The following is an 11573-nucleotide window of genomic DNA, read 5'->3' on the forward strand; positions in this document are numbered from 1 at the left end:
AGCGGTTGCAGCTGATTCAGACCGACGCGGCGATTAATCCCGGGAATTCCGGTGGGCCCTTGCTCAACGCCGACGGGGAGGTCATTGGCATCAACACCTTGGTGCGCTCCGGCCCTGGGGCGGGCCTTGGCTTCGCCATCCCTGTCAATCAGGCCCGATCGGTGGCCCAGCAGCTGGTGACCAGCGGCAAGGTCAGCCACGCGATGGTGGGCGTTGCCCTAGAGCCCGTGCGCAATGGCTCTGGGGCCGCTTCTGCCGGGGCCAAGGTCCGCAGCGTGATGCCCGGCGGGCCAGCGGCTCGCGCTGGGGTCCGCGCTGGCGATGTGGTGGTGGCCGCGGCGGGGCAACCCGTGGCTGATCCGGCGGCCCTGATCCAGGTGGTCAGTCGCCATGGCGTGGGCCGGCCGCTGCTGCTGGAGCTGGAGCGAGATGGCCAGCGTCTGGAGGTCCGCGTGACCCCCGTCGAGCTCTCGACCTTGATGCAGCGCTAGGGCGTCATTGCTGCTCGCGCAGCACCTCAACGCATTGGGTCACGCATTCGCCGTCATCCACCGAGCAGGCCGTGATGCATTCGAAGTAGCTGCTCACCGGATCCCCCTCGCTTCGGGTTGGGACACCGGAGGTGGCGTGGGCCCGAGGAAAAGCCGATGGAGTTGCGTTGAACAGGGGGTCCATGGCCGGCTCTCGATGGGCCTTAACAGCCTATGCACAACCGTTCAATAACCCCTAGAAGAATGAGTCATCCTGCCTAGTGCTTTGTGAAGTTTATGCGTTAGGTATTTCTTCGCTTGAGTTGCTCTTTCTTGGGCCTGATCCCAGTCAGGCAGCGGATTTGCGGGCGGCTTCCTTCGCTTTCTGTTTGTCGCGTTTGGCCTTGCGCTTGGCCTCCTGTTCGGCGGCCTCGAGGGCGGCCTGGGCGGCTGCGGACTCCTCGGCTTTCTTCTCGCGGTAGTAGGCATAATCACCGCGGTAGACCACTAATTCGCCGTCGCGGATCTCGACAATCTTGTTGGCCACGCGGGAGATGAAATAGCGGTCGTGGCTGACCACCAGAGCGGCCCCCTCGTAGTCCCGAAGAGCGCCTTCCAGCATCTCTTTGGCCGGGATGTCCAGGTGGTTCGTTGGCTCATCGAGCACCAGCAGATTGCAGGGGCTCAGCAACATCAACGCCAGGGCCAGCCGAGCCTTCTCGCCTCCGCTGAGCTTGCCCACCTCCTTGAAGACCGCGTCATTGCTGAAGCAGAAGCTGCCCAACAGAGAGCGCACCTGGGTTTGGGTCCAGTCCGGAACGGCTTCGAACATCGTGTCGATCACCGTTTTGCTCAGGTCGAGCGCCTCGGCTTGGTTCTGCTCGAAGTAGCTGGCGATCACGTTGTGCTCCCCCAGCCCGGCTGAGCCCTCGTCGGGCGTCTCGATGCCCATGACCAGGCGCAGCAGCGTCGACTTGCCGGCCCCATTGGGTCCGACAAAGGCAATCCGGTCCCCCCGTTCAATCTCGAGATTGGCCCCTAAGAAAAGAATCTGCTCGCCATAGCTGTGGCTCAGGTCCTTGATCTCGGCGATCAGACGGCCGCTGCGCGGAGCGGGCGGGAACTGGAAACGAGGACCGCTGACGCTCTCAGTCGGTGCCTCAATCCGCTCCACCTTGTCCAGCAACTTTTCGCGGCTCTTGGCCTGGGTGGATCGCGTGGCGCTGGCGCGGAATCGATCGATGTAGGCCTGTTGGGTGGCGAGTTCCTTCTGTTGCCGCTCAAAGGCGGCTTGCCCGGCTTCGCGCTCGAGGGCCTTTTGCTCGAGGTGGTTGCTGTAGTTCCCCAGGTAGCTGCGGGAGACGCCGCGTTCGGTCTCGACGATTTGGTTGCAGACCCGATCGAGGAAGGCTCGGTCGTGGCTGATCACCACCAGCGGGCAGGTTTGGCCGATCAGATAGTCCTCAAGCCACTGGATGGTCTCGACATCCAGGTGGTTGGTTGGTTCGTCCAGCAGCAGCAGATCGGGCTCCTGGAGCAGCACCTTGCCCAGGGCGATGCGCATCTGCCAGCCCCCGGAGTAATCCCCCACCAGCTGCTCAGCTCCTTCGGGGCTGAAGCCGATGGTCGGCAGCAGCTTGTCGATGCGGGCGTCGAGCTCGTAGCCGTGCAGTCCCTCAAAGCGGCTTTGCAGCCGGCCCAGTTCATGGATCAGGGCATCGAGGTGGTCGGGGTCGTTGGCGGCCTGCTCAGAGCCCATCTCCTCTTCCACCTGACGCTGGCGGTTGAGCACCTGGGCGGCTTCGCCGAAGGCCTGGAACAACTCCTGCCGAACCGTCCGCGACGGGTCAACGTCGAATTCCTGCTGCAGGTAAACGATGCGGGGTTCCCCCTGCTTCACCACCTGTCCGCTGCTGGGTTCCTCCAGCCCAGAAATGATCCGCATCTGGGTGGATTTGCCGGCGCCATTCACGCCGACCAGGCCAATGCGGTCCCCGGTTTTCACCTCCCAGGTGACATCCCGGAGCACCTCGCCCGTGGGATAGATCTTGGAGACGCGTTCGAGGCGAAGCAAGGCGGTATTGGTAGAGGGCGCCGGTTCGGGCTGACGCCCTGGGTCGTACCGACATCATCTCCCTCCGGCCGATTGCAGGCCGATCAGCCCTGCAGACTGGAGGTTCCTGACTGCATCGACCGCCATGGTGAAGCGACTCGAGCAGGTGGCGGCCCTGGTGGTGGCCGCCGGCCTCGCGATCGTGAGCTACTGGCTGTTCTTCAGTTGGATGGGGGAAGACCGCCGGCCCCAGCGCAACCGTTCAGAGTCCGCCGCGGGCCTTGAGCAGCCATTGCTTGGTGTCGGGGTCTTCGACGCTGGCCAAGTGGGCTTTGACGTCGTCGCGGCTCACCGGGAGTCCCCAGCTCTGCCCCAGTTCACAGATGCGGCTGAGGGTGCCTGAGGGATCCTGCAGGGCTTGCCGGAAGAGCTCCTGGGTGAGGTCTTGATCGCTGCGGATGCGCTCATAGAGCGCGGGGGCATTGCCGGAACTCATGGATTCTGCGGCCGGACCCTCTCACCCTATAAATCGCATCGGCTCTTGCCGATCCTTCGCGACGGAAGTTGATCTCAGGGGTGGTGCCTGAGCCCCGGTGGCTCGGCGCAGAGCCCGAGAACGGAGGGCTGCGAGGCCCCGGTCACCGACGTCAGCGAGCCGCTGGCGCCCAGGCCGTGCCACCAGGCCAGCAGGGCAAAGGCCAGGGCCTCCCGGTCGCTGTCGGCAATGCCCAGCTCAGCGAGGGGCCGCAGGCAAAGGCCGCGGCAGCGGCGGCGCAGTTCCCGCATCAAGGTGGCGTTGCGTGCCCCGCCCCCCGCCACCAGCAGCTCCAGGGCCGGAGGGGCCTGCCGCAAGTCCTGCGCGACCACCGCCGCCGTGAAGGCCGTCAAGGTGGCCAGGGCGTCAGCGGGCTGGAGCGGATTGAGCTGCTCCAGGCGCCGCTGGAGGTCGGCTGCGCCAAAGAGCTCGCGGCCCGTTGATTTGGGCGGTTGGCTTTGGAAATAAGGCTCCTGCAGCCAACGGGTGATGAGGGCTTCATCGGCCTGGCCTTCCGCCGCCCAGGCACCGCCGGCATCAAAGCTCCGCTCGCCCTGGCTGAAGTGTTGAACCGCCAGGTCCAAGAGGCTGTTGGCGGGGCCGCAGTCCCAACCCAGCACCGCTGCTTGGCGGTCGGGGCCGGAGCGGGGCGGCAGCAGGGTCAGGTTGGCGATGCCCCCGAGGTTCAGCAGGGCACGCCAGCCGCCGATCGGGGGAAGCAAGGCGGCATCGGCCGCCGGCACGAGCGGTGCGCCCTGGCCGCCCAGGGCCAGGTCGGCGGCGCGGAAGTCAAACACCACCGGCGTCCTCAGCCGCCAGGCCAGGCGTTGCGCGTGCAGCAGTTGCCAGCTGTTGCCGGCGCGCTCGCCGCTGGGGGGGCGGTGCCAGAGGGTCTGGCCATGGCAGCCCACCCTCTGGGCGCTGCCCTCGGGGTCGCAGGCCAGGGCGGCCTGGGCCTGCACCTCCGTCAGCGCTTCACCGAGCTCGAGCAGCTCCGCGGCGGTGGTGGGTTGCCCTTGGCCGACCGCCACGATCTGAGCCCGCAGGGCTTCGGGGTAGGGCAGGGAGGCACGGCTGTGGATCTGCCAGCGGGGCCGCCTGATGGGGCCGCTGAAGCTGGCGAGCACCGCATCAACGCCATCGGCGCTGGTGCCGCTCATCAGTCCCAAGACCCGCATGCGCAGACAAAAGCCCCCGGGAATTCTCCCGGGGGCCGAGGACCCTGACGAGGGTTCAGCGACTCACTGTCACTTGTTGGGTTGCGGAGTCATGCGCAGGTAGGGCTTGATCTCGGTCACGCCCTTGGGGAACTTGCTGCGGGCTTCGTCGGTGGGGATCGAGGGCACCACGACGCAGTCCTGACCGTCGGTCCAGTTGACCGGGGTGGCCACCTGGTGGTGGTCGGTCAGTTGCAGGGAGTCGATCACCCGCAGGATCTCGTTGAAGTTCCGGCCGGTGCTGGCGGGGTAGGTGATCTGCAGGCGCAGCTTCTTGTTGGGGTCGATGATGAACACCGAGCGCACCGTCAGGTTGTTGAGCGAATTGGGATGGATCATCCCGTAGAGATCGCTCACCTTCTTGTCTTCGTCGGCCAGGATCGGATAGTCAACGGTGGTCTTCTGCACCTCGTTGATGTCGCAGATCCAGCCCTTGTGGCTCTCGGCGGAATCGACGCTCAGGGCGATCGTCTTGACGTTGCGCTTGTCCCACTCGGAGCGCAGCCGGGACACCTCGCCCAGCTCGGTGGTGCAGACGGGGGTGTAGTCCGCGGGGTGGGAGAACAGCACAACCCAGCTGTCACCAGCGAAGTCGTAGAGGTTGATCGGACCCAGTTGGGAGTCCTGGGTGAAATCGGGAACGGTGTCGCCGAGCTGCAGAGGCATGGCCGTGGCCGGTTGGAGGCAAAAATGGTGGCATATCTGCAGCGGGGCCTGACGGACCTCAGGCGAAAAGGCTGCGCTTGAGGTGCTCGAGCCCAAGCCCGCCGGTGGCCGAGACGAACAGCACCTGGGGGTCCAGCGCTTTGGCCTGATCGATCGCGGCCTTGGGGCAGCGGTCGATTTGATTGGCGATCAGTTGCCGCGGGACATCGCTGCCGAGTTGATCGAGGATGGCGTGGACGGTGCTGAGCTGCTCGCACCAGCCGGGGTCGGAGAGGTCCACCACCAGCAGCAGTCGATCGGCATCCAGGGTTTCTTCGAGGGTGGAGCGGAAGGCTTCCACCAGCGGCGGCGGTAGGTCCCGGATAAAGCCCACCGTGTCGGTCAGGAGCAGGTGCGCCGGGGCTCCCCCATCCGGGTTGGGCTGCACGATCCGGCGGGTGGTGGGATCGAGGGTGGCGAAGAGTTTGTTTTCCGCCAGCACCGCCTCCTGCTGCGGCGCTTTGCTGAGGGCGTTCAACAGGGAGCTTTTGCCGGCGTTCGTGTATCCCACCAGGGCGAGGCGGCGCTGGGTGCGGCGGTTGCTGCGCAGCCGAGCCCGGTGTTCCCGCAGCTTCTGCACATCCCGCTGCAGCTTGTCGATCCGGCGGGCGATGGCCCTGCGGTCTTTCTCCAGTTGCGTTTCCCCTGGGCCTCGAGTGCCGATCCCGCCCCCCTGCCGCGAGAGCGAGAGGCCCCGGCCCGCGAGCCGCGGCAGGCGGTAACGCAGCTGCGCCAGCTCCACCTGCAGCCGGCCGGCGGAACTGGCGGCCCTCTGGGCAAAGATGTCGAGGATCAGCTCGCTGCGGTCACTGACGGGCAGCTCGAGCCGGGCCTCCAGGGTCCTGGCCTGGGCCGGGGTGAGTTCGCGATCGGTCACCACCAGCGATGCGCCGAGACGCCGGGCCTCCAGCGCCGCCTCCTGCACCTTGCCTTCGCCCCAGAGGTTCTGGCCGTTGCGGTTGGACTGGCGCTGCACCACCAGCCCCAGGGGCTTGGCGCCGGCACTGCGCACCAGTCCCTCGAGCTCGGCGATTTCACGTCGGGCATCCTCCGGATCGCTGGGGCTGAGCACCAGCAGCAGCACCTGCTCTTGGCCCGCCAGCGCCCGGGCCGGCGTGGTCTGTTGGGGCTCGGGCGGCGCCAGCTCACAGAGCACCGCAAGGTCGTCCTGCTCCAGGGGCTGCCAGGGGCAGTGGGGATCGGAGCTGGGGCTGAAGGCGGCGGCTGGCCAGCGGCCGCCGGCCTGGGGACTGTTGCCGAAACGCAGCCAGAACCCCGGCTGCAGATCGAGCCCGACGACGGCCTCATGGCCCTGGGGCTCGAGGTGTTTGGCCCGCCCCACGCAGGTGATCAGGCGCAGGGCATTGCCTTGCCTGCGGGGGCCGCCAGGCAGGCGCTCGAGCAGCCGGCCCGATTGCTCCAGGGGGCCCACCCAGAGCAAGCGGCAGAGCCCCCGCTCATCCAGCACCAGGCTCAGGGGCAGGTCCAGCTCGGCGCTTTCGGCCGCCAGGCGCTGGAGACTGATCCAGTCCACCCCGGCGCTCTCGGGATGACGCCGGTGGCTGAGCCGCTCGAGGCGTCTGGTCTGGGCGGGCCGCAAGCCGGCGGTGCGGCCCATGAGCGCGGATTGCTTCAAGGGGTGCCGTTCGGTTTCGCGCGCTTGATCAGTAGGCAGCGGATCCCCGCGGCCGCGGCGCTGGCCTGGTCCTCGGGGCTATCGCCGATGTGCCAGACCTGCTCGGCTGGGAGCTCCAGTTGCTGCAGGGCAGCCTGCAGCGGCAGGGGACTGGGTTTGGCGGCTCCGACCACGGAGGAGACGACGACGGCATCCAACAAAGGACTGAGCTCCAGGGCCTCGAGCAGTGGCAGGAGGCGCTGATCGAAGTTGCTGACCACCGCCAGCTTCAGCCCCCGCTGCTGCCAGCGCTGCAGGTTCTCGCGCACATCGGGGTAGACCAGCCAGGGGTCAGCCTTGGCGAAGTGCTGGAACAGGGTTGTCCCAAAGCCTTCGGGCAGCGGACCCTCGTGGCCGCAGGCTGCGAAGACCTGGGCGACCAGGGTGGTCCACCAGCGCTCTTCCGCCTCGAGCAGTGCCTCACCGCTGAGCCCAGGGAAGGCCAGCTCAGGTGCCTGGCGAAAGAGACCGGCAAAGACGCCATTGATGGCCTCCGGGGCGATCGTCAGGCCGAAGGTCTCAGCCACGGCGGCATAGCTCTCACCGACCGACTGGCGCAGGCCAATCAGGGTGCCCATGGCATCGAGCAACAGGCCGCTGGGTGTGCTCATAGCCAGTTCGCCAGCCAGCCGCCGGCCACCTTGAGCTGTTGGGGGAGTCCGGGCATGCGCGCCAGGTAGGCCAGGCGCCGCAGCTGAAAGGCGGCGGGGCCGGCCAGGGTCACTCCCATGCCGGTCAGGCTGGCTTGGCCGACCCCCAGGCCCATCATTTCCCCCAGGTCGTTCCAGGCGAAGTCCTCCAGGGGGGCGCCAAGCCGAAGCCGTTGCAGGTTGCGGGCGATGCAGCTGGCCTGTTGGTAGGCCACCTGGGCGTTGGCGGGATAGAGCGCACCGCAGGAGTCCGGGCAGGCCGCGGCATCCCCCAGGACAAAGAGGTCTTCGCTGCCCTGCACCTGAAGGGAGGGGGCGCACTTCAGCCTGCCCCGCGGGTCCAGGGGAAGCGGGGGCTGCAGTTCCGGAACGCTGGCGGCCAGGCCCGCGGTCCAGATCACCCCATCGCAGCGCAGGGCTTCGGTGCTGTTGGTCCCATCCCCCAGCCGCTGCAGCTGCAGGCCGGTGGCATCGACGCTGGCCACTCGGGTATTCAGGCGCAGCCGGATGTCCCGTTGTTGGAGTGCCTTGCGGGCCTGCTCCCGGTTGAAGGCCTTGGCGATGGGCAGCAGCTCTGGACCTTGCTCCACCAGCTCGAGGATGGCGCTGCCCTCCAGCAGATCCGCGAGTTTGCAGGCCAGCTCAACGCCGCTGGCTCCAGCGCCGACGATCCCGATCCGCTGCAGCGGCGACTGCTTGGTTTTGAGTCGCGCAATCCAGCCCTGGATCTGCTCGACGTCCTCCAGGTCACGAAATCCAATGGCGTGCTCGCGCACTCCCGGGATCCCATAGGTCTCCAGTTGTCCCCCGCTGGCAATGACGGCCTGGCTGTAGGGCAGCTCGCGCCCGCGATCAGTGGTGATGGTGCGGCGGCTGCGGTCGATGCGGCTGGCCCGCTCTTGGATCCAGACCACACCGGAGCCCGCCAGAAGTTCCCGGTAGCGGGGGGCAATTTCCCAGCGTTTCAGCTCCCCACTGAGCAGCTCGTAGAGCAGGGGTAAGAACAGAAAGTGCTCCCGGGGCTCCAGCAGCAGCACCGAGGGGTGCTCACCGGAGGCCGCCAGTTGCAGAGCGGTGTTGAGTCCGCCGAAACCACCGCCGATCACCACAACAGCTGCGGGCTCAACCTCGGATGGGGGCACGGCAGACGGTGGGGAAGAAGACCAGGGCGAACCCTAACCATCTCCCCCCACATTGGAAGATGGTGCGATGACCACGTCTGCCAACCCTTCCGCGCCCAGCTTCGACACCCAGCAGGCCTGTGAGCAGCTGCGGTCGTTGAGTGCGCTTGAGCGCATGCGTTGGGGGTTGGAGACCTTTGGTGATGGCTTCGCCCTGACCACCAGCTTTGGCATTCAGGCTGCGGTCTCGCTCCACCTGGTCAGTCAGTTGGAGCGCCCGGTTCCGGTGATCTGGGTGGACACGGGGTATCTGCCCCCGGAGACCTATCAGTACTCCCAGATGCTGGTGGAGCACCTGGGCCTCAAGCTGCATGTGGCCCAGTCCGGTGTCAGTCCAGCGCGCATGGAGGCTCTCCATGGCCGCCTTTGGGAAACCGGTCAGGTGGAAGACCTGGAGACCTATCACCGCATTCGCAAGGTCGAGCCCCTGGACCGGGCGCTCAACGACCTCAAGGTCACCTGCTGGGCCAGTGGTGTCCGCGGCGGCCAGACCGACCACCGCAAAGCGATGGAGCCCGTCCAGCTGGTCCGTGGCCGCTGGGCCCTGCGCCCCTTGCTGGATTGGAACAACCGCGACGTCTTCTATTACATGCAGGAGAACGGCCTGCCCCAGCACCCTCTGTTCGATAAGGGCTACTCGACGGTCGGCGACTGGCACTCCAGTGCCCCCGATGACGGCAGCACCAGCGGACGGGCCACCCGCTTTGGCGGTCTGAAGCAGGAATGCGGCATTCACCTGCCCGGGATGGCCGGCGAGGGCATCTAAATGGCCGAGCTGTTGCTGGTGGGCAACAGCCGATGGCACTGGGCGGAGCGCTCGCCCTCGGGCCTGCGCTGCTGGGATAGTCCGCCCCCGGATCCAGACCCGGCTTGGTCGGCGCCGCCACTGCGGGCTTGGGCCGCGGTGGGTGCTCTCCCTGCTGCCTTGGCCTTGCCAGAGGCGCAGCGCTTGCGGCTGGAGCAGGTTCCCCTGGCCGAAGCCCCCGCCTGGCTTGGCATTGATCGCGCCCTGGCGGGCTGGTGGGCGTGGCGGCAGCAGCAGGGAGCGGTGCTGGTGGTCGATGCCGGCACCAGCTTGAGTCTCACCCTGGTGGATGAGCAGGGACGCTTTGCTGGCGGCCGTTTGAGCGCGGGCCTCGCGCTGCAGCTGCGCAGCCTGCATCAGGGAACCGCGCAGTTGCCGCTGACCCAGCCCGACGCCGAGAACCTGCCGCCCTGGCCGAGGGAGACCGCCGCTGCCATGGAGGTGGGCTGTCTGCAGGCCATGGTCGGTGCGGTCAATCAGGCGATGGAGCAGCTGGAGGACGGCTGCACGCTTTGGCTGACCGGCGGCGACGCCCAGCGCCTGGCCCCCTGGTTGAACCCGAGTCCGTTGGTTGTGGCCCCTCAGCTGTGTCTGGAGGCCCTGGATCAGCTCAGCTGAGGCCGAGGTCCTGAAGGATGTCGTCGGCCATCGAGGCCGCCTTCACCTTGAGGTAAGCCTTCTCGATCTTTCCTTCGGCATCCACCACAAAGGTGTGGCGCATCATGCCCATGTACTCGCGGCCCATGAATTTCTTGAGGCCGTAGCTGCCGTAGCTCGCGGCTACGGGGCAGGGCTCAGCGTCACTGAGCAGGGTGAAGGGCAGGTCGTACTTGCTGATGAATTTGCTGTGGCTGGTGGCGCCGTCCTTGCTGATCCCCAGCACCGCGATGCCGTGTTTCTCAAAGCTGGCCCACTGATCGCGGAAGTTGCAGGCTTCCTTGGTGCAGCCCGGAGTGTCGTCCTTGGGATAGAAGTAGATCACCACCCGCTGCCCCCGGAAGCTGCTGAGGCTGACGCTGTTGCCGCTTTGATCAGGCAGGCTGAATTCCGGTGCGACGTCTCCGACCTGCAGGGCCATGGGGGGTGAGGGTTCAACTGGCGGGAGCCTAGAAGGACTGCCAGCGCAGGCGCCCCAGCTCTGGCTCAGCCCGCTGGCGCAGCCCTCTGCTGCAGGCCTGTCCCCCCAGGAGCAGCTGTGGTGTGCGGCCTTGCCCGCTGCGCTCCAGCCCCGATATCGCTCCAGCCGCCAGCAGCTCCGCGCCCGCCTGGCTGCTTTGTTTGCGGTCTCTGCAGAGTCCATTCCCCTCTGCAGCCCCCCTGGCGAGGCGCCGCGGCTGGAGGCGGGCTGGGGATTTGTGAGCTTGAGCCATAGCGGTGAGCAACTCCTGCTGGCCTGGTCCCCCTGGGCGGTGGGGGTGGACCTGGAGCGCCGCGACCGCGTGCTGCAGGCGGACCTGTTGGCCCAGCGTTTTTTCCCGCCTGAGGAGAACCAGGCGTTGCTGGCGCTGCCGGCGGAGGCGCGTCGCCTGCAGGTGTTGCGCAGTTGGGTGCGCAAGGAGGCGGCGATTAAGTGGATGGCGTCCTCCATCGCGGAGGAGTTGCGCCATTGGTATTGGGATGACACCAAGCAGGAGTTAATCCACCTGCAACGGGGCCTCAAGCCCCCCTCGCTTTGCCTGGAGTCCGGCGGCTGGCTCTGCGCGCTGGTGGGGGATGGCGCGGGCGATACCCAGTGGGCTGAGGGCGGCTGAGTTTGTTTTTTACGCAGCCGATTCTTAAAACAAACCAGAGTTGCCGTGTCGCGTCCCACGGGACTCGCCATACCGGGGATGTCTTCCTCTGCAAACCCATGCGCAAGGCACTCCTTCCCTTGGCTGGCGTTGGTTTCCTGATGGCAGGCCTGTCTGCGCAGGCCATCCCTCAGAACGGCCCCACCACCATCAACTCCGATCAGTCCGGCGTCGGCTTCGGCGCTCCGACCTTCATCCAGCCTTCCGGTCTTCCCACCCAGACCGCCCGGACGGTGAGCAACGGTTTCGTTCGCTCCAACACCCTGCTGCCCCTGGGCGGTAACGAGGTGATCGACAACCCCGTTCCTCGCAACCTCTCCGACCTGTCCGGTTGGTCCAAAGATCAGCTCCAGGCTGGTCTTCAGCAGGAATACTCCGTGGATGTGGCCGCTGTGGCTCGCTTCCTGTATTCCCCCAAGGGTGAGCAGTTCCTGAAAGAGAGCATTCAGGAGAACAACTACACCCCCTACTACAGCCAGCAGAACAGCCTGC

Annotated in this window: 13 protein-coding genes and 1 pseudogene; 5 read left to right on the top strand and 9 right to left on the bottom strand. The window is 66.7% G+C overall.

All coding sequences use genetic code 11. The features are described 5' to 3' along the window. Nucleotides 1-491: PDZ domain-containing protein (locus QZ184_RS07315; RefSeq protein ID WP_296418798.1), on the top strand; the 491-nt coding region annotated here is incomplete at its 5' end. Nucleotides 492-495: 4 nt separating this feature from the next. Here the strand turns inward: QZ184_RS07315 and QZ184_RS07320 are convergent. The 8 genes from QZ184_RS07320 to QZ184_RS07355 form a co-directional block, all read right to left on the bottom strand. Beyond that, nucleotides 496-675 (bottom strand): hypothetical protein, encoded by a 180-nt coding sequence (locus QZ184_RS07320; protein WP_296418801.1) that lies wholly within the window; start codon nt 673-675, stop codon nt 496-498. Nucleotides 676-819: 144 nt separating this feature from the next. Further along, on the bottom strand, nt 820-2544 hold the full coding sequence (locus QZ184_RS07325; RefSeq protein ID WP_296418803.1) for an ABC-F family ATP-binding cassette domain-containing protein: 1725 nt from the start codon (nt 2542-2544) through the stop codon (nt 820-822). 241 nt (nt 2545-2785) lie between these two features. After that, entirely contained in the window at nt 2786-3019 is a 234-nt protein-coding gene (locus QZ184_RS07330) for a hypothetical protein (protein ID WP_029625999.1), read from the bottom strand. 74 nt (nt 3020-3093) lie between these two features. Then, nucleotides 3094-4236 (bottom strand): anhydro-N-acetylmuramic acid kinase, encoded by a 1143-nt coding sequence (locus tag QZ184_RS07335; RefSeq protein ID WP_296418806.1) that lies wholly within the window; start codon nt 4234-4236, stop codon nt 3094-3096. Between the two features lie 69 nt (nt 4237-4305). Further along, complete coding sequence (locus QZ184_RS07340; protein ID WP_010313112.1) at nt 4306-4941, bottom strand: peroxiredoxin; 636 nt, start codon at nt 4939-4941, stop codon at nt 4306-4308. Between the two features lie 58 nt (nt 4942-4999). Continuing rightward, a complete protein-coding gene (gene hflX / locus QZ184_RS07345) occupies nt 5000-6616 on the bottom strand; it encodes a GTPase HflX (protein ID WP_029625998.1) in 1617 nt (538 codons plus the stop codon). Continuing rightward, nucleotides 6613-7266: an HAD-IA family hydrolase gene (locus tag QZ184_RS07350; protein ID WP_296418810.1), complete on the bottom strand. Its 654-nt coding sequence runs from the start codon at nt 7264-7266 to the stop codon at nt 6613-6615. The genes hflX and QZ184_RS07350 overlap by 4 nt, the downstream gene beginning before the upstream one ends. Continuing rightward, nucleotides 7263-8447 (bottom strand): FAD-dependent oxidoreductase, encoded by a 1185-nt coding sequence (locus QZ184_RS07355; protein WP_296418812.1) that lies wholly within the window; start codon nt 8445-8447, stop codon nt 7263-7265. Before QZ184_RS07355 ends, QZ184_RS07350 begins: the two co-directional genes overlap by 4 nt. 67 nt (nt 8448-8514) lie before the next feature. Between QZ184_RS07355 and QZ184_RS07360 the strand changes: the two genes are divergently transcribed. Then, nucleotides 8515-9252: a phosphoadenylyl-sulfate reductase gene (locus tag QZ184_RS07360; RefSeq protein WP_296418815.1), complete on the top strand. Its 738-nt coding sequence runs from the start codon at nt 8515-8517 to the stop codon at nt 9250-9252. Next, on the top strand, nt 9253-9909 hold the full coding sequence (locus QZ184_RS07365; RefSeq protein ID WP_296418818.1) for a type III pantothenate kinase: 657 nt from the start codon (nt 9253-9255) through the stop codon (nt 9907-9909). On the opposite strand, the gene bcp is transcribed toward QZ184_RS07365, so the two are convergent. Beyond that, complete coding sequence (gene bcp / locus QZ184_RS07370) at nt 9902-10369, bottom strand: thioredoxin-dependent thiol peroxidase (RefSeq protein WP_010313098.1); 468 nt, start codon at nt 10367-10369, stop codon at nt 9902-9904. The genes QZ184_RS07365 and bcp overlap by 8 nt on opposite strands. Before the next feature lie 130 nt (nt 10370-10499). Here bcp and QZ184_RS07375 point away from each other — a divergent pair, with 130 nt between their 5' ends. Together QZ184_RS07375 and QZ184_RS07380 are read left to right on the top strand one after the other, a co-directional pair. Further along, nucleotides 10500-11042 carry a 4'-phosphopantetheinyl transferase superfamily protein gene (locus tag QZ184_RS07375; RefSeq protein WP_296418822.1) on the top strand — a complete coding sequence of 181 codons (543 nt, stop codon included), beginning with the start codon at nt 10500-10502 and terminating at the stop codon, nt 11040-11042. A 98-nt stretch (nt 11043-11140) separates the two neighbouring features. Further along, nucleotides 11141-11573, top strand: a pseudogene (locus QZ184_RS07380) (hypothetical protein); the annotation flags it as partial.

The organism is Vulcanococcus sp. DEBay_Sum22DG08_74 (assembly GCF_017852955.1).
Taxonomy (GTDB): domain Bacteria; phylum Cyanobacteriota; class Cyanobacteriia; order PCC-6307; family Cyanobiaceae; genus Vulcanococcus.